27 protein-coding genes and 1 pseudogene are annotated in these 22,308 nt (G+C 51.6%); all 28 read left to right on the forward strand.

The annotated features are described in order from the left end of the window. Positions 1 to 144, forward strand: a pseudogene (locus PPOP_RS19875) (16S rRNA methyltransferase); the annotation flags it as partial. 360 nt (positions 145 to 504) lie between these two features. Further along, complete coding sequence (gene rpoB / locus PPOP_RS01970) at positions 505 to 4,047, forward strand: DNA-directed RNA polymerase subunit beta (RefSeq protein ID WP_042227047.1); 3,543 nt, start codon at positions 505 to 507, stop codon at positions 4,045 to 4,047. Between the two features lie 168 nt (positions 4,048 to 4,215). Further along, the gene (gene rpoC / locus PPOP_RS01975; protein WP_042227049.1) at positions 4,216 to 7,839 is read left to right on the forward strand and encodes a DNA-directed RNA polymerase subunit beta'; all 3,624 of its coding nucleotides are present in this window, start codon (positions 4,216 to 4,218) and stop codon (positions 7,837 to 7,839) included. Positions 7,840 to 8,019: 180 nt separating this feature from the next. Continuing rightward, positions 8,020 to 8,277: a ribosomal L7Ae/L30e/S12e/Gadd45 family protein gene (locus PPOP_RS01980; RefSeq protein WP_006284338.1), complete on the forward strand. Its 258-nt coding sequence runs from the start codon at positions 8,020 to 8,022 to the stop codon at positions 8,275 to 8,277. Between the two features lie 137 nt (positions 8,278 to 8,414). Beyond that, positions 8,415 to 8,837 carry a 30S ribosomal protein S12 gene (rpsL, locus tag PPOP_RS01985; protein ID WP_006284339.1) on the forward strand — a complete coding sequence of 141 codons (423 nt, stop codon included), beginning with the start codon at positions 8,415 to 8,417 and terminating at the stop codon, positions 8,835 to 8,837. A gap of 122 nt (positions 8,838 to 8,959) precedes the next feature. After that, complete coding sequence (gene rpsG, locus PPOP_RS01990; RefSeq protein ID WP_006284340.1) at positions 8,960 to 9,430, forward strand: 30S ribosomal protein S7; 471 nt, start codon at positions 8,960 to 8,962, stop codon at positions 9,428 to 9,430. Positions 9,431 to 9,492: 62 nt separating this feature from the next. Then, on the forward strand, positions 9,493 to 11,568 hold the full coding sequence (fusA, locus tag PPOP_RS01995) for an elongation factor G (RefSeq protein ID WP_006284341.1): 2,076 nt from the start codon (positions 9,493 to 9,495) through the stop codon (positions 11,566 to 11,568). Between the two features lie 96 nt (positions 11,569 to 11,664). Beyond that, complete coding sequence (gene tuf / locus PPOP_RS02000) at positions 11,665 to 12,858, forward strand: elongation factor Tu (RefSeq protein WP_006284342.1); 1,194 nt, start codon at positions 11,665 to 11,667, stop codon at positions 12,856 to 12,858. Positions 12,859 to 12,999: 141 nt separating this feature from the next. Then, positions 13,000 to 13,140 (forward strand): hypothetical protein, encoded by a 141-nt coding sequence (locus tag PPOP_RS22475; protein ID WP_159101801.1) that lies wholly within the window; start codon positions 13,000 to 13,002, stop codon positions 13,138 to 13,140. Between the two features lie 309 nt (positions 13,141 to 13,449). Next, on the forward strand, positions 13,450 to 13,758 hold the full coding sequence (gene rpsJ / locus PPOP_RS02005; RefSeq protein ID WP_006212922.1) for a 30S ribosomal protein S10: 309 nt from the start codon (positions 13,450 to 13,452) through the stop codon (positions 13,756 to 13,758). A gap of 48 nt (positions 13,759 to 13,806) precedes the next feature. Continuing rightward, a complete protein-coding gene (gene rplC / locus PPOP_RS02010; protein ID WP_006284343.1) occupies positions 13,807 to 14,430 on the forward strand; it encodes a 50S ribosomal protein L3 in 624 nt (207 codons plus the stop codon). Between the two features lie 25 nt (positions 14,431 to 14,455). Next, on the forward strand, positions 14,456 to 15,079 hold the full coding sequence (gene rplD, locus PPOP_RS02015; protein ID WP_006284344.1) for a 50S ribosomal protein L4: 624 nt from the start codon (positions 14,456 to 14,458) through the stop codon (positions 15,077 to 15,079). Beyond that, positions 15,079 to 15,369: a 50S ribosomal protein L23 gene (gene rplW / locus PPOP_RS02020; protein ID WP_006284345.1), complete on the forward strand. Its 291-nt coding sequence runs from the start codon at positions 15,079 to 15,081 to the stop codon at positions 15,367 to 15,369. The genes rplD and rplW overlap by 1 nt, the downstream gene beginning before the upstream one ends. Before the next feature lie 33 nt (positions 15,370 to 15,402). Beyond that, positions 15,403 to 16,233, forward strand: a complete 831-nt coding sequence (gene rplB / locus PPOP_RS02025) for a 50S ribosomal protein L2 (protein ID WP_006284346.1) — start codon at positions 15,403 to 15,405, stop codon at positions 16,231 to 16,233. Between the two features lie 71 nt (positions 16,234 to 16,304). Further along, positions 16,305 to 16,583 (forward strand): 30S ribosomal protein S19, encoded by a 279-nt coding sequence (rpsS, locus tag PPOP_RS02030; RefSeq protein ID WP_006284347.1) that lies wholly within the window; start codon positions 16,305 to 16,307, stop codon positions 16,581 to 16,583. Positions 16,584 to 16,747: 164 nt separating this feature from the next. Next, positions 16,748 to 17,080: a 50S ribosomal protein L22 gene (gene rplV, locus PPOP_RS02035; protein ID WP_042227060.1), complete on the forward strand. Its 333-nt coding sequence runs from the start codon at positions 16,748 to 16,750 to the stop codon at positions 17,078 to 17,080. Positions 17,081 to 17,083: 3 nt separating this feature from the next. Next, positions 17,084 to 17,749 carry a 30S ribosomal protein S3 gene (gene rpsC / locus PPOP_RS02040; protein ID WP_006284349.1) on the forward strand — a complete coding sequence of 222 codons (666 nt, stop codon included), beginning with the start codon at positions 17,084 to 17,086 and terminating at the stop codon, positions 17,747 to 17,749. A gap of 2 nt (positions 17,750 to 17,751) precedes the next feature. Further along, positions 17,752 to 18,177, forward strand: a complete 426-nt coding sequence (gene rplP / locus PPOP_RS02045) for a 50S ribosomal protein L16 (protein ID WP_006284350.1) — start codon at positions 17,752 to 17,754, stop codon at positions 18,175 to 18,177. Beyond that, positions 18,177 to 18,377 (forward strand): 50S ribosomal protein L29, encoded by a 201-nt coding sequence (gene rpmC / locus PPOP_RS02050; RefSeq protein ID WP_006284351.1) that lies wholly within the window; start codon positions 18,177 to 18,179, stop codon positions 18,375 to 18,377. The genes rplP and rpmC overlap by 1 nt, the downstream gene beginning before the upstream one ends. A 61-nt stretch (positions 18,378 to 18,438) precedes the next feature. After that, on the forward strand, positions 18,439 to 18,705 hold the full coding sequence (rpsQ, locus tag PPOP_RS02055) for a 30S ribosomal protein S17 (RefSeq protein ID WP_006284352.1): 267 nt from the start codon (positions 18,439 to 18,441) through the stop codon (positions 18,703 to 18,705). A gap of 35 nt (positions 18,706 to 18,740) precedes the next feature. Further along, positions 18,741 to 19,109, forward strand: coding sequence for a 50S ribosomal protein L14 (gene rplN / locus PPOP_RS02060; RefSeq protein ID WP_006284354.1), 369 nt, complete (start codon positions 18,741 to 18,743; stop codon positions 19,107 to 19,109). Positions 19,110 to 19,148: 39 nt separating this feature from the next. After that, positions 19,149 to 19,499 carry a 50S ribosomal protein L24 gene (rplX, locus tag PPOP_RS02065; protein ID WP_006284355.1) on the forward strand — a complete coding sequence of 117 codons (351 nt, stop codon included), beginning with the start codon at positions 19,149 to 19,151 and terminating at the stop codon, positions 19,497 to 19,499. Positions 19,500 to 19,525: 26 nt separating this feature from the next. Continuing rightward, entirely contained in the window at positions 19,526 to 20,068 is a 543-nt protein-coding gene (rplE, locus tag PPOP_RS02070) for a 50S ribosomal protein L5 (protein ID WP_006284356.1), read from the forward strand. Positions 20,069 to 20,154: 86 nt separating this feature from the next. Next, positions 20,155 to 20,340 carry a type Z 30S ribosomal protein S14 gene (locus PPOP_RS19880; RefSeq protein ID WP_006676503.1) on the forward strand — a complete coding sequence of 62 codons (186 nt, stop codon included), beginning with the start codon at positions 20,155 to 20,157 and terminating at the stop codon, positions 20,338 to 20,340. Positions 20,341 to 20,372: 32 nt separating this feature from the next. Further along, on the forward strand, positions 20,373 to 20,771 hold the full coding sequence (gene rpsH / locus PPOP_RS02075) for a 30S ribosomal protein S8 (protein WP_006284358.1): 399 nt from the start codon (positions 20,373 to 20,375) through the stop codon (positions 20,769 to 20,771). A gap of 33 nt (positions 20,772 to 20,804) precedes the next feature. Beyond that, the gene (gene rplF, locus PPOP_RS02080; RefSeq protein ID WP_006284359.1) at positions 20,805 to 21,347 is read left to right on the forward strand and encodes a 50S ribosomal protein L6; all 543 of its coding nucleotides are present in this window, start codon (positions 20,805 to 20,807) and stop codon (positions 21,345 to 21,347) included. Between the two features lie 64 nt (positions 21,348 to 21,411). Continuing rightward, entirely contained in the window at positions 21,412 to 21,780 is a 369-nt protein-coding gene (gene rplR / locus PPOP_RS02085) for a 50S ribosomal protein L18 (protein WP_006284360.1), read from the forward strand. Positions 21,781 to 21,806: 26 nt separating this feature from the next. Further along, entirely contained in the window at positions 21,807 to 22,304 is a 498-nt protein-coding gene (rpsE, locus tag PPOP_RS02090; RefSeq protein ID WP_006284361.1) for a 30S ribosomal protein S5, read from the forward strand. Positions 22,305 to 22,308 lie beyond the last annotated feature (4 nt).

Raw genomic sequence — 22,308 nt, forward strand, 5'->3', positions numbered from 1 at the left:
GTGATTCAGAAGAAGCAGGGTGCGCCTTCGGCAGAAGCCAAGCTTCGGGAGTTGTTCGGCGAGGAGCAAGTGGAGTTGATTACCAAAGAGAAGGGGTACCGTATCTATCGAGCTGTCAAAGAGGCAGCTTACATTCAAAGTTGACTCTACATGCCCATTATGGTATTATTATATAATGTCAGTATTAGGATGGCCTTCATGTCTTTACATGACCAAAATGTCAAGCTTTTTTTGAATAAGCGAATACATTTTCGTGAAATGAAGTATAATGTTTACATTTTGGGCAAGTCTATCGGATATGAAGGATGTTCTACAACAGGAAACGACGGCACGGAGAAACGGCGTCCATCGGAAAAGGCGTTTTATCGTGAACGTACGTTTTTCTTTTTGTTTGATCAACCCATTTTCTCGTTTTCAGAGTCTCTTTCGTGACTTTATTATAAAGGATATCGAAAAGGATTCGCAATCCAATTTTTGTAAGTAGACATGAGGGGTGAGTTAAAGTTGGCAGGACATCTTGTTCAGTATGGTCGACGCACTCGGCGCAGCTATGCGCGCATCAAAGAGGTACTCGAAGTCCCGAACTTGATTGAAATCCAACAGAAATCGTACGAATGGTTTTTGGACGAAGGACTGCGTGAGATGTTCCAAGACATTTCGCCGATTCAGGATTTCACGGGTAACTTGGTTCTGGAGTTTATCGATTACAGCTTGGGCGAGCCTAAGTATTCGGTCGATGAATCGAAGGAACGTGATGTAACGTATGCAGCACCGCTCCGGGTCAAAGTGCGTCTCCTCAATAAAGAGACCGGAGAAGTCAAAGAGCAAGAAGTGTTTATGGGTGATTTCCCGCTCATGACGGAGACAGGCACGTTCATCATCAACGGTGCGGAACGTGTTATTGTCAGCCAGTTGGTTCGCTCCCCAAGTGTCTATTTCAGTACGAAAGTCGACAAGAACGGGAAGAAGACATACACGGCAACCGTCATCCCGAACCGCGGAGCATGGCTTGAGCTGGAGATGGACGCCAAGGATATCATTTATGTCCGGATTGACCGTACACGGAAGATTCCGGTCACCGTCCTTCTTCGCGCCTTGGGCTTCGGTACGGATGAGCAAATTCTAGAGCTGCTTGGCCAGGACGAATACATCCGGAACACGCTGGATAAAGACAATACCGATTCAACGGAAAAAGCGCTGATTGAAATCTATGAGCGCCTGCGTCCGGGTGAACCGCCGACATTGGATAATGCGAGAAGCTTGCTCATCGCACGTTTCTTCGACCCTAAACGTTATGATCTGGCTAACGTGGGCCGTTACAAGATGAATAAAAAGCTTCATATCAAGAACCGTCTCTTCAACCAGCGCCTCGCCGAGACGCTTATCGATGTGGAGACGGGCGAGATCGTGGCCGAAGCAGGGCAGATGATCGATCGCCGTCTACTGGATGAGATCATGCCACGCCTGGAGAACGGCGTCGGATTCAAGACGTATCACGTCGCAGGCGGAGTGATGGAATCGGACGATATTCCGATGCAGGTCATCGACGTCTTCTCGCCGCTGGAGGAAGGCAAAGTCATCAAGGTCATTTCCAACGGCAACATCGACAAATCGGTGAAGAACATTACGCCAGCCGATATCATCTCCTCGATCAACTATTTCATCAACCTGCTGCATGGCATCGGCAGTACGGATGATATTGACCATCTGGGCAACCGCCGTCTCCGTTCGGTTGGCGAATTGCTGCAGAACCAGTTCCGGATCGGTCTGTCCCGGATGGAACGCGTCGTCCGCGAACGGATGTCCATTCAGGATGCGAGCGTCATTACGCCGCAAGCACTGATTAATATCCGTCCGGTCATTGCCTCGATCAAGGAGTTCTTCGGCAGCTCGCAGCTGTCCCAGTTCATGGACCAGACGAACCCGTTGGCGGAATTGACGCACAAGCGCCGTCTGTCTGCGCTCGGACCGGGCGGTCTGACGCGGGAACGCGCCGGCTTCGAAGTCCGCGACGTTCACCACTCCCACTATGGGCGGATGTGTCCGATCGAGACGCCGGAAGGTCCGAACATCGGTCTGATCAACTCCTTGTCCACCTTCGCTCGCGTCAACGAGTACGGATTCATCGAAGCTCCGTATCGTTGGGTCGATCCGAAGACCGGCAAGGTCACGGTACAGATTGATTATATGACGGCGGATGAGGAAGACAACTACGTCATCGCCCAGGCGAACGCGCTGTTGAATGAAGACGGCTCGTTCAAGGACGATACGGTTATCGTCCGCTACAACAAGCAGTCCGACAATATTTTGACGATGCCGAGCGAGCGCGTCGATTATATGGACGTCTCGCCGAAGCAGGTCGTGTCGGTTGCGACCGCGCTCATTCCGTTTCTGGAGAACGACGACTCCAACCGTGCGCTAATGGGTTCCAACATGCAGCGGCAAGCAGTGCCTCTGCTGGTGCCGGAAGCGCCGTTCGTCGGAACCGGAATGGAGCACAAGTCTGCGAAGGACTCCGGTGTCTGCATCGTGTCCAAAGTGGACGGCGTCGTGGAGCGCGTTACGGCGAACGAGATTCAGGTCCGCCGCATTGAAATGATTGACGGCAAAGAGGTCAAGGGAGACCTCGTCAAATATAAATTGCAGAAGTTCATGCGTTCCAACCAAGGAACGTGCATCAACCAGCGTCCGATCGCGAAGAAAGGCGAAATCGTCAAGAAGGGCGATATTTTGGCGGATGGTCCGTCCACGGAAATAGGCGAACTAGCGCTGGGACGCAACGTTGTCGTTGCCTTCATGACTTGGGAAGGCTACAACTACGAGGACGCGATTCTGCTGTCCGAGAAAATGGTCAAAGAAGACGTCTACACCTCAATCCATATTGAAGAGTACGAGTCGGAAGCCCGCGACACGAAGCTGGGGCCGGAAGAGATTACGCGCGATATCCCGAACGTCGGGGAAGAAGCGCTGAAGAATCTTGACGAGCGCGGTATTATCCGTGTGGGCGCCGAGATCAAGGCCGGCGATATTCTCGTCGGTAAAGTAACGCCAAAAGGGGTTACCGAGTTGACGGCGGAAGAGCGTCTCTTGCACGCGATCTTCGGCGAAAAAGCACGCGAGGTGCGCGACACGTCCTTGCGCGTTCCGCACGGAACCGACGGGATTGTCGTCGACGTGAAGGTGTTCACGCGGGAGAACGGCGATGAATTGCCTCCAGGCGTCAATCAACTGGTACGTGCTTATATTGCCCAAAAGCGAAAAATATCCGAAGGGGATAAAATGGCGGGACGCCACGGCAACAAAGGGGTCATTGCTCGCATTCTGCCGGAAGAGGATATGCCGTTCCTGCCGGATGGGACGCCGGTTCAAGTCGTATTGAACCCGCTCGGTGTTCCTTCCCGGATGAACATTGGCCAGGTGCTCGAGGTTCACTTGGGTATGGCTGGCCGTTATCTCGGCATGCACATGGCTACGCCGGTCTTCGACGGCGCGACCGAGTACAACGTATTCGACACGATGGAAGAAGCCGGTATGCAACGCAACGGCAAGACGATCCTGTACGATGGCCGCACGGGCGAGCCGTTCGAGCGTGAAGTCACGGTCGGCGTCATGTACATGATTAAGCTCGCTCACATGGTTGACGACAAGATACACGCCCGTTCCACCGGTCCATACTCACTCGTTACGCAGCAGCCGCTTGGCGGTAAAGCCCAGTTCGGCGGACAGCGCTTCGGGGAGATGGAGGTGTGGGCGCTTGAAGCTTACGGCGCCGCCTATACGCTGCAAGAGATTCTTACCGTCAAATCCGACGACGTTGTCGGCCGGGTGAAGACGTATGAATCGATCGTCAAGGGCGAGAATGTGCCGGAACCGGGTGTTCCAGAGTCCTTCAAGGTCTTGATCAAAGAGCTGCAAAGCTTGGGTATGGATGTCAAGATTTTGACGGAGAACGAGGAAGAAATCGAAATGCGAGAATTCGACGATGACGATGATATTCCGCAAGACAAGCTGAACCTTGACATGGATGACGAATACGTGGCGGAATAAGACGCCGCAACTGCATCAGGACACGTTGGTATCAACGGTGGCCGGAAGCCGTGCCGAGAACAGCGGTTGCCGGCCACTGTCAGCCCCTATAGATTGGAACACAGCCTGCCGCTCCTGTGTGAAGGGCAACAGCGGCGAACTCTAGTACAAATTAAGGAGGGTCGCTCCTTGATGGACGTCAACAATTTTGAATATATGAAGATTGGGCTCGCCTCTCCCGACAAGATTCGATCTTGGTCCCGTGGCGAAGTCAAGAAGCCGGAGACAATCAACTACCGCACGCTCAAGCCAGAGAAAGAAGGCCTGTTCTGCGAAAAGATCTTCGGACCGACGAAAGATTGGGAATGTCACTGCGGTAAGTATAAGCGGGTGCGCTATAAAGGTGTCGTCTGTGATCGATGCGGCGTTGAAGTCACGCGCCAGAAAGTGCGCCGCGAACGGATGGGCCATATCGAATTGGCTGCTCCGGTCTCGCATATCTGGTATTTCAAAGGCATTCCGAGCCGTATGGGCTTGGCACTCGACATGTCGCCCCGTTCGCTGGAAGAGATTATTTACTTCGCCTCCTATGTTGTGACAGATCCGGGCGATACGCCACTGGAGAAGAAGCAGCTGTTGTCGGAGAAGGAATACCGCAGCTACCGCGAGAAGTACGGCCATGCGTTTCAGGCCGGTATGGGCGCGGAAGCCGTCAAGAAGCTGTTGCATGATCTGGATGTGGAAAAAGAGCTGGCGATGCTGAAGGAAGAGCTGCGCACGGCCCAAGGCCAACGCCGCAACCGCGCGATCAAGCGTCTGGAAGTCATCGAGGCGTTCCGCAATTCGGGCAATGCGCCGGAATGGATGATCCTCGACGTGCTGCCGGTCATTCCACCGGAGCTTCGTCCGATGGTCCAATTGGACGGCGGACGCTTCGCGACCTCCGACTTGAACGATCTGTATCGCCGAGTCATCAACCGGAACAACCGCCTCAAGCGGCTGCTCGATCTGGGCGCGCCGGACATCATCGTCCAGAATGAGAAGCGGATGCTGCAGGAAGCCGTTGATGCTCTGATCGACAACGGGCGCCGCGGCCGTCCGGTTACCGGACCGGGGAACCGTCCGCTCAAGTCGCTCAGCCATATGCTCAAAGGGAAGCAAGGGCGCTTCCGTCAGAACTTGCTCGGGAAGCGCGTTGATTATTCCGGACGTTCCGTTATCGTCGTCGGCCCGTATTTGAAGATGTATCAATGCGGTCTGCCGAAGGAAATGGCCTTGGAGCTGTTCAAGCCTTTCGTCATGAAGGAACTCGTAAATAAAGGCTTGGCACATAATATCAAGAGCGCGAAGCGCAAAGTCGAGCGCGTCAGTCCGGAAGTATGGGACGTCCTTGAAGAAGTGATCCGCGAGCATCCGGTTCTGTTGAATCGAGCTCCGACACTTCACCGTCTCGGTATCCAGGCATTCGAGCCGATCCTTGTCGAAGGCCGCGCGATCCGTCTTCACCCGCTCGTCTGTACGGCGTATAACGCCGACTTCGACGGTGACCAGATGGCGGTTCACGTGCCGTTGTCTGCGGAAGCGCAAGCGGAAGCCCGCCTGCTCATGTTGGCGTCCGGCAACATCTTGAACCCGAAAGACGGTAAGCCGGTTGTTACGCCGTCCCAGGATATGGTTCTCGGATCGTTCTACCTGACGATGGACAATAAGGAAGCCAAAGGGTCGGGCATGATCTTCGCCTCTGTCAATGAAGCGGTATCCGCCTACCAGCGTGGAACGGCCTCCTTGCATGCGCGCGTCGTCATTCCGGCCAGAGCGCTGAACAAGACCACGTTCACGGAGCAGCAGCAGCAAGCGCTGCTCGTGACGACGGTGGGACGTATCATTTTCAATGAAATCTTCCCGCCGGAATTCCCTTATATCAACGAGGCTACCAAGCGCAACTTGTTCGAGGGAACGCCGGATCTCTACTTTATTCATGAAAAGGGCGCAAATATTCAGGAGATTCTCCAGAGCATTCCGCAATCGGGCGCGGTAGGCAAAGACTATCTCGGACAAATTATTGCCCGCTGCTTCGATGTATTCCAAACGACGCTTACTTCGGTCATCCTGGACCGCATCAAGCAGATCGGATTCACGTACTCCACGCGCGCAGGGATTACGATCGCGGTGGCGGACGTTATCGTGCCACAGGAGAAGGTGGACATCCTCAAGGAGTCCGAAGAGAAGGTCAAGGTGATCACGAATCAATACCGTCGTGGTTTGATTACGAACGACGAGCGGTATGACCGTGTCATCGAGATCTGGTCGGATACGAAGGACCGCATCACGGATATCCTCATGAAATCGATGGACCGCTATAATTCCATCATGCTCATGGTCGATTCCAAGGCGCGGGGCAACAAATCGCAGATTACTCAGCTGGGCGGGATGCGAGGGCTCATGGCGAACCCGTCCGGACGGATTATTGAATTGCCAATCAAATCGAACTTCCGCGAAGGCCTTACCGTCTTGGAGTACTTCATCTCGACGCACGGCGCGCGAAAAGGTCTCGCGGACACCGCGCTTCGTACGGCGGACTCCGGTTATTTGACCCGCCGTCTCGTCGACGTCGCGCAGGACGTGATCGTGCGCGAGGACGATTGCGGCACGGACAAAGGCTTCCTCGTCAGCAATATTTCCGACGGCAAAGAAGTTATCGAAGGCTTGTATGACCGCATCGAGGGACGTTATTCGTTCGAGACGGTGCGCCATCCGGAGACGGGCGAAGTGCTGGTGAACCGGAACGAGCTCATCGATACCAACAAGGCCGAAGCGATCGTCAATGCTGCCGTGAAGAAGCTGATGATTCGCTCCGTGCTGAGTTGCCGCGCCCGCCACGGCGTCTGCAAAATTTGCTACGGCCGCAACCTGGCGACAGGCAAGCACGTCGAGATCGGTGAAGCGGTCGGCATTATCGCTGCGCAATCGATCGGTGAGCCGGGAACCCAGCTCACGATGCGTACGTTCCATACCGGGGGCGTCGCCGGAGATGATATTACCCAAGGTTTGCCGCGTATCCAGGAGTTGTTCGAGGCCCGCAATCCGAAGGGGCAAGCGATCATTTCCGAGATCGACGGCGTCGTCAAAGAGATTCGCGAAGCGAAGGACCGCCGCGAGGTAGAGGTTCAAGGCGAAGCGGAGACCAAAGTATACTCCGTTAGCTACGGCTCCCGCATCCGTGTCACCGAAGGCATGGCCATCGAAGCCGGGGACGAGATCACGGACGGCTCCATCGACCCGAAAGAGATGCTGCGCATCAAAGGTATCCGCGGCGTGCAGAACTACATCCTTCAGGAAGTTCAGCGCGTATACCGGAACCAAGGGGTAGAAATCAACGACAAGCACGTTGAGGTCATGATTAAGCAGATGCTGCGGAAGATCCGTATCGTCGACGCGGGAGATACGACGCTCCTTCCAGGCTCGTTCGTCGACCTTCATGAATACGAAACAGCGAACAAGAAAGCGATCCTGTCCGGCAAAGAGCCGGCTGTCGCCAAGCCGGTGCTGCTCGGTATTACGAAGGCGTCGCTGGAGACCGATTCCTTCCTGTCGGCCGCATCGTTCCAGGAAACGACACGTGTCCTGACCGACGCCGCCATCAAGGGCAAGGTCGATCAGCTGCTCGGCCTGAAGGAGAATGTCATCATCGGGAAGCTGATCCCGGCTGGTACCGGCATGAACCGCTACCGCAGCGTGAAGCTGCTCAACCCGCTGATGGAAGAAGAGGCGGAAGAAGTGCTTGACACCGCCGGTGTTGGCGTCGCCGAATAATAGAATCGTGCCACATGCCGCCGACCGCCCGCTTGAGGGGCGGCCTGGCGGCATGCTGCACGGTGCCGTTATCGGGCTCTCTTTCAACTAAAAATAATTCTTGACACATGAAATTGAAAGTGCTACTATATCGTAGTGTGCCCAAGGCAATTACCTGTACTGTTTGGAGGAACATGATTCATGTCTTATGATAAAGGGTTACAGGATGAGAAAATTAAGATTGGGACCAAGCAGACACTGAAGGTGGTAGAGCAAGGCTTAGCCGCCGAGGTGTATGTGGCGGAAGACGCCGATGCACGAATGACTTCGAACATTATCGCACTGTGCGAGAAGCAAGGCATCAAGTTGACGTATGTCCAGACGATGCGCGAGCTTGGCAAGGCGTGCGGTATCGAGGTCGGCGCGGCTGTAGTGGCCGTCGTTCATGCGAATTCATAAGCAAACCTATTGTTTTTGTCGAAGGGGAAGTCCGATGGCAAAAACATTTCATCTGTTTATTTATGAACCACCTGGATCTGTGGGCTTAAATGAATGAATTGTAAAGGTGTTGAAACTTATAGGAAGGGGGTGCCAATATGCCAACAATTAACCAATTGGTACGTAAAGGCCGCAAAGCCAAAGTGACAAAATCCAAATCCCCAGCTCTGCAAAGAGGATACAACGCCCTGAAGCGTGAAGAAACGGATTTGAGCGCGCCTCAAAAACGCGGTGTCTGCACTCGTGTAGGTACGATGACACCGAAGAAACCGAACTCCGCACTTCGTAAGTATGCTCGTGTTCGCTTGACGAACCGTGTCGAGGTTACTGCTTACATCGGAGGTATCGGCCATAACCTGCAGGAGCACAGCGTTGTACTCGTGCGTGGGGGCCGGGTTAAGGATCTTCCGGGGGTTCGCTACCACATCGTTCGCGGTGCATTGGATACTGCTGGGGTGAACAACCGCATGCAAGCTCGTTCCAAGTACGGTACGAAGCGTCCGAAAGCGAAGAAATCCTAATCGCGATCACCGGGAATAGGGGAGTACATCTATCTTATTCCGTTACAGAGAGAGACGCTTTCCTCGGGAGAGGGAGACGGACTCGCTTCTGCTTATGAAGTTATTTGGAAAGGGGGATTCACATGCCACGCAAAGGTCCAGTTCCTAAACGCGACGTGCTGCCGGATCCGGTGTATAACAGCAAGCTGGTTACTCGCCTGATTAACCGCATCATGATCGACGGCAAACGTGGTGTTGCTCAAACCATTCTATATGATTCTTTTGCGCTCATTCAAGAACGCACGGGGAAAGATCCTATGGAAGTGTTTGAAGCAGCATTGAAAAATATTATGCCGGTCCTTGAAGTTAAGGCTCGCCGTGTCGGCGGTTCGAACTATCAAGTGCCTATCGAAGTGAAGCCGGATCGCCGCACTTCGTTGGGATTGCGCTGGCTGGTCAACTACTCTCGCAACCGCGGAGAGAAGACCATGCAAGAACGTCTGGCAGCAGAGATTATCGATGCTTCCAACAATACAGGCGCTGCTGTTAAGAAGCGTGAAGATACGCATAAAATGGCTGAAGCGAACAAAGCATATGCTCACTACCGCTGGTAGGATTCAGCTGAGCGGGTCTCGATTATTGAGTTACCTAACCCAATTTGAAGGGAGATCACTCCATGGCAAGACAGTTCTCCTTGGCAAATACGCGTAATATCGGGATTATGGCTCACATCGATGCCGGAAAAACAACGACAACGGAGCGTATTTTGTTCTACACCGGTCGTACCCATAAGATCGGTGAAGTTCATGAAGGTGCCGCAACAATGGACTGGATGGAGCAAGAACAAGAGCGCGGTATCACGATTACATCGGCGGCAACGACCGCACAATGGAAAGGACACCGCGTCAACATTATCGATACTCCGGGCCACGTTGACTTTACGGTAGAGGTTGAGCGTTCTCTTCGCGTATTGGATGGAGCCGTAGGCGTTTTCTCTGCAAAAGAAGGCGTTGAGCCACAATCCGAGACGGTATGGCGTCAAGCTGACCGTTACGGTGTGCCCCGTATTGCTTACGTCAACAAAATGGACATTATCGGCGCTGATTTCCTCAACGTCATCCAGTCCATGAAAGACCGTCTGCAAGCGAATGCTGTAGCGATTCAATTGCCTATCGGCGCAGAGAATGATTTTGTAGGTATCGTCGATCTGATGGCGGAAAAAGCGTACATCTTCAAAGACGATCTCGGAAAAGAAATGGAAGAGACGGAAATTCCGGCTGATTTGAAGGACAAAGCAGCCGAACTTCGTCTAGAAATGGTTGAGAAGATTGCAGAACTCGACGAAGACTTGATGATGAAATATCTCGAAGGCGAAGAGATTACAGTTCCTGAACTGCAAGCGGCTCTCCGCAAAGGGGTATGCAACGTTCAAATCTTCCCGGTTATTTGCGGTTCTTCCTACCGCAATAAAGGCGTTCAGATGATGATCGACACTGTCGTCGACTACCTGCCGTCTCCACTCGACGTGCCTGATATCAAAGGCCACCTCGAAGACGAAACGGAAGCGGTTCGTCATTCTTCGGACGAAGATCCGTTCTCGGCACTCGCGTTCAAGATTATGACAGACCCTTACGTCGGTAAGCTGACATTCTTCCGCGTATACTCCGGCGTACTGAACTCCGGTTCTTACGTCTTGAATGCAACGAAGGGCAAGCGCGAGCGCATTGGCCGTATCCTGCAAATGCATGCGAACAGCCGTGAAGAGATCGGTACGGTTTACTCCGGCGATATCGCAGCTGCCGTAGGCTTGAAAGATACGGGCACAGGCGACACGCTGTGCGACGAGAAGCATCCGATTATTCTGGAATCGATGAACTTCCCTGAGCCGGTTATCCACATTGCCGTCGAGCCGAAGACCAAAGCGGACCAAGACAAACTTGGCGTAGCTATAGCGAAGCTGACGGAAGAGGATCCTACGCTCCACGCTCACACGGACGAAGAAACAGGTCAAACGATCTTGGGTGGTATGGGTGAGCTTCACCTTGACATCATCATCGACCGTATGCGTCGCGAGTTCAAAGTTGAAACGAATATCGGTAACCCGCAAGTTGCTTATCGCGAAACATTCCGTACACCGGCACGTGTTGAAGGTAAGTTCGTGCGTCAGTCCGGTGGCCGCGGTCAATACGGTCACGTATGGATCGAGTTCGAACCACAAGAGCCAGGTGCAGGCTTTACATTTGAGAACAAGATCGTCGGCGGGGTTGTGCCGCGCGAATATATCGCACCGGTACAAGCGGGAATCGAAGAAGCGATGCAGAATGGTATCTTGGCCGGTTATCCGATGGTAGACATCAAAGCAAGGATCGTCGACGGTTCTTACCACGATGTCGACTCCAGTGAAATGGCGTTTAAGATTGCCGGTTCCATGGCGCTTAAAGCAGCGAAGGACAAGTGTAACCCTGTTCTTCTCGAGCCAGTTATGAAGGTCGAGGTTACCGTGCCTGAAGAGTACATGGGCGACGTCATGGGTATGCTGAACTCCCGCCGCGGTCGCATCGAAGGGATGGATTCGCGCGCAGGTGCACAGATTATCCGTGCCAAGGTGCCTCTCGCAGAGATGTTCGGATATTCCACAACGCTTCGTTCCGGTACGCAAGGCCGCGGTGTATTCTCAATGGAACTCTCTCACTATGAAGAAGTTCCACGGAATATCTCGGAAGAGATCATTTCCAAGAGCAAAGGCGTGTAATTCGCCGACCAGATGATTGTAACGGCTGGCGCACATGACACGTCATGTGCCCGCCACAACATACTTATTCCACTTATTAAGGAGGAACTGTTTCCAATGGCAAAGGCTAAGTTTGAACGTACGAAACCGCACGTTAATATCGGTACGATCGGTCACGTTGACCATGGTAAAACGACGTTGACAGCTGCAATCACGTCAGTATTGACGAAAAAGTATGGCGGTGGCAGCGCAATCGCCTTCGACCAAATCGACAAAGCTCCAGAAGAGCGCGAGCGCGGGATCACGATTTCGACGTCCCACGTTGAGTATGAGTCCGCTACTCGTCACTATGCACACGTAGACTGCCCAGGCCACGCCGACTACGTTAAGAACATGATCACGGGTGCTGCGCAAATGGACGGTGCGATTCTCGTCGTATCCGCAGCTGACGGCCCAATGCCGCAAACTCGTGAGCACATCCTGCTCTCTCGCCAAGTAGGCGTACCTTACATCGTCGTATTCATGAACAAATGCGATATGGTTGAAGATGAAGAGTTGCTCGAACTGGTAGAAATGGAGATTCGCGATCTGCTGAGCGAATACGAATTCCCAGGCGACGACACTCCAATCGTTCGCGGTTCTGCACGTGAAGCACTGCAAAACCCAGAGGGTCCTTGGGCTGACAAAATCATCGAGCTGTTCGAGCAAATCGACGCTTACATCCCGACTCCAGAGCGCGACACTGACAAGCCATTCCTGATGCCTGTCGAGGACGTATTCTCCATCACAGGCCGCGGTACGGTTGCTACTGGCCGTGTTGAGCGTGGTACAGTGAAAGTCGGCGACGAGATCGAAATCGTTGGTATCCAAGAAGAAACGAGAAAATCCGTTGTTACGGGTGTCGAAATGTTCCGTAAGCTTCTGGATTCCGCACAAGCGGGTGACAACATCGGCGCATTGCTCCGTGGTGTTGACCGTAAAGATATCGAGCGTGGCCAAGTATTGGCTAAGCCAGGCTCCGTTAAGCCACACACTGAGTTCACTGCTCAAGTGTACGTATTGACCAAAGAAGAAGGTGGCCGTCATAAGCCTTTCTTCACTGGCTACCGTCCACAATTCTACTTCCGTACAACGGACGTAACAGGTATCATTGAGCTGCCAGAAGGCACTGAAATGGTTATGCCTGGCGACAACATCACCGTTACTGTAAAACTGATCGCTCCTATCGCGATCGAAGAAGGTACTCGCTTCGCTATCCGCGAAGGTGGCCGTACAGTAGGCGCAGGTGCAGTTGCAACCATCCTTAAATAATGAATCGCCGACGCGAGTCGGCGATCCCGGCCCTTCATTCTTCGGAATGAAGGGCTTTTGCATGGGCTCAGGGCTAGGGAGAGGTAAAGGGAGGCGTCGCGCAGGTGAGCGGGGAGCTGGCCCGCTTGACAACGGGCACGAATGAGACGTTACAGCCATTCACTTGCAAAGGACGAGCTTATCGACAACTCCACGCTGGCGATGACGGAGAGCATCGAGCAAGCGACGAACGAGGCGGCTGCTTCGGCAGAGATGCTGAATGAAACTGCGCTGCATTGGTAATCGAATCTACCTTCATAGGTTCACCTATTTATAAAGAGAATATATTGAACGAGCAAATCGGCGTACCTGGCGTCTGAAAGTACCCAATGCGGACACTGTCCCGGCCTGGCAAGCAAGGTTACGAAAACAGTAATGAAAAAAGCTTGCAAAAGCCGGGACATTTATTTATAATAGTGAATGTTGTTCGTCGACGTTGCGATGAAGTGAGAGGTTACCGACACACCCGGCCCCTTTGCCATGGCGGTGCGGTCGGAAAATTTTCACGGAGTATGTCCGATCCAAAATTGGGCGATAAAAGGAGGGACTAAAATGGCAAAGCAAAAAATTCGTATCCGCTTGAAAGCATACGATCACAGAGTTCTTGACCAATCCGCTGAGAAAATCGTTGAGACGGCAAAACGTTCCGGTGCAGGAGTATCCGGTCCAATCCCGTTGCCAACGGAGAAGCAAATTATTACGATTCTTCGTGCGGTGCACAAGTACAAGGATTCCCGCGAGCAGTTCGAAATGCGCACGCATAAGCGTCTGATCGACATCGTGAATCCAACGCCGCAAACGGTGGATGCGCTGATGCGTCTGGACTTGCCGTCCGGTGTAGATATCGAAATTAAGCTGTAAGCTTTACACTCCATTGATTCGGATTAAGGAACGAAAAGAGGTGTCAACATGAAAGGTATCTTAGGTAAAAAGCTCGGCATGACTCAAGTGTTTACCGTTGAAGGTAACGTTGTGCCGGTAACTGTTATCGAAGCAGGTCCTTGCGTCGTTCTTCAAAAGAAAGACGTTGAGAACGACGGTTATGAAGCTATCCAAATTGGCTATGCTGATAAAAAGAAAAAAAGATCGACGAAGCCGGAAGCCGGCCACGCGAAGAAAGCAAACACAACGCCTAAGCGCTACGTAAAAGAACTTCGTGGTGTGGAACTTTCTCAATATGAAGTTGGCCAGGAACTGAAGGCCGACATCTTTGCAGAAGGTGAATTCGTTGACGTTACAGCTATCTCCAAAGGAAAAGGATTCGCAGGCGTAATCAAGCGCTGGGGACAAAGCCGCGGACCAATGGCTCACGGTTCCCGTTATCACCGTGGTCCTGGTTCCATGGGTTCCATTCAAGCGAACCGCGTGCCTAAAGGCAAACGCCTTCCAGGCCACATGGGAAGCGAAACCGTAACGATTCAAAATCTCGAAGTTGTGAAAGTGGATGCAGAACGCAATGTCATCCTCGTAAAAGGTTCCATTCCGGGTCCGAAAAACAGCTTCGTTAACGTAAAACAAGCGATTAAAAAGTAATCCGTAAGGAAAGGAGGAGCTCAGAATGCCAAAAGTAGCAGTATACAACATCAGCGGTGCACAAGTCGGTGAGATCGAACTGGCTGACACGGTATTCGGCATCGAACCGAATAAACATGTGCTTCATGATGCGGTTGTTATGCAGCTTGCATCGATGCGTCAAGGTACGCATAAAGTGAAAACCCGTTCTGAAGTTAGCGGTGGTGGCCGCAAGCCTTGGAAACAAAAAGGAACTGGACGCGCACGTCAAGGATCCATTCGTTCGCCACAATGGAAGGGCGGCGGTACGGTATTTGGTCCGACACCACGCAGCTATGCGTATAAGCTTCCTAAGAAAGTTCGCCGTCTGGCAATCAAATCCGCACTGTCTTCCAAAGTTCTGGCAGAGCAAATTATCGTATTGGATCAATTGACGATGAATGCGCCGAAGACGAAGGAATTCGCTGCAATCTTAAACAATCTGAACGTGGACCGCAAAGCGTTGGTCGTTATGCCTGAGTACAATGACAATGTGGCACTCTCCGCTCGCAACATTCCTTCTGTGAAGCTCGTTGCGGCTGACGGCGTGAACGTATATGACGTTCTCCGCCATGAGAAGCTCATCATTACGAAGGATGCGGTTCAGAAGGTAGAGGAGGTGTTCGCGTAATGAAAGACCCTCGCGATATCATTAAGCGTCCTATCATCACTGAACGCACAGCCGACATGATGAATGACCTGAAATATGTATTTGAAGTCGATATCCGTGCGAATAAGACGGAAATCAAGCAAGCTGTTGAGTCGATTTTCAAAGTGAAAGTAGCGAACGTGAACACGCTTCGCGTACCAGCCAAGCCGAAGCGCTATGGCCGCTACTCTGGATATACAACCGAATGGAAGAAAGCATTCGTCACGCTGACCAAAGACAGCAAGCCGCTCGAATTTTTCGAGACGGTATAATGACACACTCGTACAAGTAAGGAGGGAAAACCAGTGCCTATCAAAAAGTACAAACCGACATCTCCGGCTCGTCGCGGTATGAGCGGATCTACGTTCGAAGAGATTACAACGAATGTGCCAGAGAAGTCCCTGCTCGCTCCATTGAACAAAAGAGCAGGACGCAACAACCAAGGTAAAATCACGGTTCGTCACCACGGCGGCGGGCATAAGCGTAAATACCGGATCATCGATTTCAAACGCAACAAGGATGGCATTCCAGGCCGCGTTGCTACGATCGAGTACGATCCGAACCGTACGTCCAACATCGCGTTGATTCACTATGCAGACGGTGAGAAGCGCTACATTATCGCGCCAAAAGGTCTGAAAGTGAACGATGTAATCGTATCCGGTCCTGGTGCGGATATCAAGACAGGCAATGCAATGCCGCTTGAGAACATTCCAGTAGGTACAGTTATCCACAACATCGAGCTGAAGCCAGGCAAGGGCGGCCAATTGGTCCGCGCAGCTGGAACGGAAGCTCAGTTGCTCGGTAAAGAAGAAAAATATGTAACGATCCGCCTGTCCTCCGGCGAAGTTCGCAAGGTCCTCAAAGTGTGCCGCGCGACAATCGGTTCCGTAGGCAACGGCGATCACGAACTTATCAAAATCGGTAAAGCTGGCCGCAACCGTTGGTTGGGCAAGCGACCTACCGTCCGCGGTGTCGTCATGAACCCGGTTGATCACCCTCACGGTGGTGGTGAAGGGAAAGCTCCTATCGGCCGCAAGACGCCTATGTCTCCATGGGGCAAACCGACGCTCGGTTACAAAACGCGTAAAAAAGGTAAGCATTCCGATAAATATATCGTACGTCATCGCACGAAATAATATTTACCTGACTGCATACTCTGCGGCGTAACGCACGCAAGCATAAGGTTTTGTGAAGGGAGGATTCACATATGGGTCGCAGTTTGAAAAAAGGACCATTCGTCGATGGTCATTTGATGAAAAAAGTCGAGCAAATGAACGAGTCCAACAAGAAGGCTGTCGTTAAGACTTGGTCGCGCCGCTCCACGATTTTCCCTCAATTCATCGGTCATACGTTCGGTGTCTATGATGGACGCAAGCACGTGCCAGTTTACGTGACGGAAGATATGGTCGGACACAAGCTCGGCGAATTCGCGCCGACACGCACGTACAAAGGCCACACGAACGACGACAAAAAAACAAGACGCTAATTTTGACTATACTGCATTTGAGGGGAGGTACTTCCATGCAAGCGAAGGAACAAACGGAAGAACAAATGAAGGCACAAAGGAAGGGACCAAGGACGGGACTAACGAAGAAACAAAAGAGGGCACAAAAGAAGGCGCAAAGGAAGGCATATGCAAGGGAACATGTGATGGCAAATGTGAATAATGTTCGCATTTCTCCGCGCAAGGTCAAGCTGGTGATTGACTTGATCCGCGGCAAGCAAGTGGGCGAAGCGATTGCGATTCTGCGCCACACGCCTAAATCGGCATCTCCGGTCGTGGAGAAGCTGCTCAACTCGGCGATTGCCAATGCAGAACATAACTTTCAAATTGACGTGAACAAGCTCGTAGTTGAGAAAGTGTATGTGAACCAAGGTCCTACTTTGAAACGATTCCGTCCGCGCGCTATGGGACGTGCTAGCCGTATCAATAAGAGAACCAGCCACATTTCTATCGTGGTATCTAAAAAAAAGGAGGGATAACGAGTGGGTCAAAAGGTAAATCCAGTCGGACTTCGAGTTGGTATCATCCGTGATTGGGAATCCAAATGGTACGCGGAAAAAGACTTCGGTACCTTGCTTATCGAAGACGTAAAGATTCGTGAGTATCTGAAAAACAAATTGAAAGATGCAGCCGTATCCCGCATCGAAATCGAGCGCGCGGCTAACCGCGTGAACGTGACGATCCACACTGCCAAGCCGGGTATGGTCATCGGTAAAGGCGGCTCCGAAGTTGAAGCCCTTCGTCGCGAAGTAACTACTATCGCCAGCGGCAAAAAAGTGCACATCAACATTTCGGAAATCAAAACTCCAGACTTGGATGCAATTCTTGTCGCTGAGAGCATTGCACAACAACTGGAGCGACGCGTATCGTTCCGTCGCGCTCTGAAACAAGCGCTCCAACGCTCGATGCGTGCCGGTGCAAAAGGAATCAAAACTGCAGTAAGCGGTCGTCTGGGCGGTGCTGAAATCGCTCGTTCGGAAGGTTACAGCGAAGGGACTGTGCCACTTCATACGCTTCGCGCTGACATTGACTACGGCACAGCCGAAGCACATACTACTTACGGTCGTACGGGCGTAAAAGTATGGATCTATCGTGGAGAGGTACTTCCTACGGCTAAGAAAAAGGCTGCTCAGGAAGGGGGCAACTAATCATGTTGGTACCTAAACGTGTAAAACACCGCAAGCAATTCAAAGGACGCATGAAAGGTCAAGCGAAAGGCGGCACAACGCTTAACTTTGGCGATTTCGGTCTTCAGTCATTGGAGCCGGCGTGGATCACGAACCGTCAGATCGAAGCTGCCCGTATCGCGATGACTCGTTACATGAAGCGTGGCGGTAAAGTATGGATCAAAATTTTTCCTGACAAGCCAATCACGGCGAAGCCGCTTGAGGTTCGGATGGGTAGCGGTAAAGGTAACGTTGAGAAATGGGTAGCTGTGGTTAAACCGGGCAAGATTATGTTCGAACTTTCTGGTGTCTCTGAGGAAGTAGCTCGCGAAGCAATGCGTCTTGCCGCTCACAAGCTGCCTGTCAAGACGAAGTTCGTGAAACGTGAAGAAATGGGTGGTGAAGCATAATGAAAGCTAGTGAATTCCGCAATTTGACCACTGCCGAAATTGAACAAAAGATTGCCGGATTCAAGGAAGAACTTTTCAACCTCCGTTTCCAATTGGCTACCGGACAGCTTGACAACCCGACTCGTATCCGTGATGTACGCAAAGCGATTGCTCGCGCACATACGGTTGTTCGTGAAAGAGAACTTGGGGTTACTAGTTAATCGACCTTGATGTTGAATCGGAATATAGAGATCCTGCATGCAGGAAGGAGGCCCAACACTCATGAGTGAACAACGTAACGCTCGTAAAGTGCAAGTCGGCAAAGTCGTCAGCGATAAAATGGAGAAAACCGTCGTCGTCGCGGTCGAAACATACAAAAAGCATGACCTGTATCACAAGCGCATCCGTTACACGAAGAAGTTCAAAGCGCATGACGAGAACAACGAAGCAAAAATCGGCGATACTGTGAAAATCATGGAGACTCGCCCGTTGTCGAAAGACAAGCACTGGAGAGTCGTTGAAATCGTAGAAAAAGCAGTCATCGTTTAAGCAGCGAATAGCTTCAGCGAAAGGAGGACAATCGAATGATTCAACCATTCACACGTTTGGCGGTCGCAGATAACTCTGGTGCGAAAGAATTGATGTGTATTCGCGTGTTGGGCGGAACCGGACGCAAAGCGGCCCACATTGGTGATTTGATCGTATGTTCTGTAAAACAAGCAACACCAGGCGGCGTTGTCAAAAAGGGCGACGTTGTAAGAGCTGTGATCGTTCGTACGAAGCGCTCGGTTCGTCGGAAGGATGGTTCTTACATCTCGTTTGACGAAAACGCGGCAGTTATCGTAAAAGAAGACAAGGGCCCACGTGGAACTCGTATTTTCGGACCGGTTGCTCGTGAACTTCGCGAGAAAGACTTCATGAAAATCGTTTCCCTAGCTCCGGAAGTGATCTAATCAACTTGCCGGCCAGGCAAGATGCAGGAGGTGTGACACATGCCACGACTGAAGAAAATTCTCGAGTCGCATAACAATAAGCTGCACGTGAAGAAGGACGATACAGTCATCGTTATCACGGGCAAGGACAAAGGTAAAAAAGGCCGCGTTATTGCTGCGTATCCGCGTGAGAACCGTGTTCTCGTTGATGGAGTCAACATGGTGAAGAAGCACCAGAAGCCGAACGCTGATAATCCGCAAGGCGGCATCATCGAGCAAGAAGCGCCTATCCACGTATCCAACGTCATGCACGTGGATCCGAAGTCCGGTAAAGCAACGCGCATCGGTTACAAAGTGGAGAACGGCAAAAAAGTGCGCGTCGCTAAGCGCTCTGGCGCAATCATCGACTAATCGCTAAGAAAGGAGGTTTGTACCTTATGGCAGCTCGTCTGAAAGAACGTTACTTGAACGAAATTACTCCTGCGCTGATGCAGAAGTTCAACTATACATCCGTTATGCAGGTGCCAAAAGTGGAGAAAGTCGTCATCAACATGGGTATGGGTGAGGCTGTTCAAAACTCCAAGGTTTTGGATTCGGCTGTTGCTGATCTGCAATTGTTAGCGGGTCAAAAACCAGTAATTACACGTGCGAAAAAGTCTATCGCAGGCTTTAAGCTTCGTGAAGGAATGCCGATTGGTGTGAAAGTGACTTTGCGCGGTGAGCGCATGTATCACTTCCTGGACAAATTGTTCAATGTTACGCTTCCTCGTGTTCGTGACTTCCGCGGTGTCTCGAACAAAGCATTTGACGGCCGCGGCAACTACACACTCGGTCTGAAGGATCAACTCATCTTCCCTGAGATCGATTACGATCAAATAGACAAAATACGTGGTATGGACATCGTTGTCGTAACAACGGCGAAAACGGACGAAGAGTCTCGCGAATTGTTGACGCAACTCGGCATGCCTTTCGTGAAGTAATTTGCGTCGAAGGCGAAAAAGGGAATACGAACGCAACGATTCCATGAATCGATATCTTGGACACGATGTAGGAGGTGTCAACTCACGTGGCAAAAACTTCGATGAAAATTAAGCAACAACGCAAACCAAAGTTTCAAGTACGGGCATACACACGCTGTGAACGCTGCGGCCGTCCACACTCTGTATTGCGCAAGTTCAAAATTTGCAGAATTTGTTTCCGCGAATTGGCATACAAAGGCCAGATTCCTGGCGTTAAAAAAGCTAGCTGGTAATCAACCCTGTTGCGGGAAGGAGGTTTACACTAATGGTTATGTCCGATCCGATTGCTGATATGCTTACACGCATTCGCAATGCTAACACAGTACGTCATGAGACCGTGGAGATGCCTGCTTCGACGATGAAGAAGCAAATTGCTGAAATCTTGAAGCGCGAAGGATTTATCCGCGATGCAGAATATATCGAAGACAACAAACAAGGGCTTATCCGCATTTTCCTGAAATACGGTGCCGACAACGAGCGTGTCATCACAGGCTTGAAGCGCATCAGTAAGCCAGGACTGCGCGTGTACGCGAAGTCCACTGAGGTGCCACGCGTTCTAGGTGGCCTCGGAATGGCTATCATCTCGACGTCCAAGGGCGTTATGACTGACAAAGAAGCTCGCCAAGCAAAAACCGGCGGCGAGGTTATCTGCTACGTTTGGTAAACCATTCGCATAAGATTGGAGGTGCAACAACACATGTCTCGTATTGGTCGTAAGCCAATTACAGTTCCAGGCGGCGTCACTGTCACTCTGGACAATAGCGTGATTACTATCAAAGGACCAAAAGGAAGCTTATCCCGTGAAATTCATAAGGACATGAAAGTGTCCGTTGAAGAGAACGTGATTCATGTAGAGCGTCCTTCTGACAATAAACTTCACCGTTCCTTGCACGGCACGACTCGCAGCATCATCAGCAACATGGTTAACGGGGTAACGGAGGGTTTCTCCAAAACATTGGAGCTGGTTGGTGTCGGTTATCGTGCGAACAAGACTGGCAACAAACTCGTGTTGAACGTCGGATACTCCCATCCGGTTGAGATTACACCAGAAGAGGGCATCGAGTTCGAACTGCCTGTACAGACGAAAATTATCGTCAAAGGTATCGACAAAGAGCGCGTTGGTGAATATGCGGCAAAAATCCGCTCCGTACGTGAACCAGAACCTTACAAAGGCAAAGGGATCAAGTACGAAGGCGAGCGCATTCTCCGCAAAGAAGGTAAAGCAGGCAAGAAGAAATAAGATCTTGCCTAGCTCGCTTGTCTTAGCAGCTTAACGGGTATTCCGAAGGGAGTGAATCAATCAGATGATTACTAAGGCGAATAAAAATAAAGCGCGTCTGAAAAGACACCTTCGTGTCCGCAAGAAAATCGAAGGTACATCGGCACGTCCGCGTTTGAACGTATTCCGTTCCTCCAAGCACATCTACGCTCAGCTTATCGACGACGTCCAAGGCGTTACGCTCGCAGCTGCGTCGACAATGGACAAAGAGCTTCGCGAGGAGATCAAGAATGGCGGCGGCGTCGAAGCTGCGCGCAAAGTAGGCGAATTAATCGCAAAACGCGCCAAGGCGCAAGGACACGACAACGTCGTATTCGACCGTGGCGGTTACTTGTATCATGGCCGAATTCAAGCATTGGCTGAAGCAGCACGCGAAGCCGGACTTGAATTCTAAGAATTCAATCGAAGGAGGTAAACGACTTGCGAGTTGATCCTAACACGTTAGAACTTTCTGAAAAAGTTGTGCAAATTAACCGTGTTGCTAAAGTCGTTAAAGGCGGACGCCGTTTTAGCTTTAGCGCACTCGTCGTCGTCGGCGATGGCAAAGGCTGGGTTGGTGCAGGCATCGGTAAAGCATCCGAAGTACCTGACGCAATCCGCAAAGGCATCGAAGACGCGAAAAAGAATCTCATCCATGTTCCGTTCGTGAACACTACGATTCCTCATCAGGTCATCGGACATTTCGGCGCAGGCAGAGTTCTCTTGAAGCCAGCATCCGAAGGTACGGGGGTTATCGCCGGTGGTCCAGTACGTGCCGTATTGGAATTGGCGGGAGTAGGCGACATCTTGACGAAATCGCTTGGTTCCTCGAATTCCATCAACATGGTCAACGCGACGCTCGAAGGTCTGTCACGTCTGAAGACGGCAGAACAAGTAGCGAAATTGCGCGGCAAATCCGTTGAGGAACTGTTAGGATAAGGAG

The organism is Paenibacillus popilliae ATCC 14706 (assembly GCF_000315235.1).
In the GTDB taxonomy this organism is placed as follows: domain Bacteria; phylum Bacillota; class Bacilli; order Paenibacillales; family Paenibacillaceae; genus Paenibacillus_B; species Paenibacillus_B popilliae.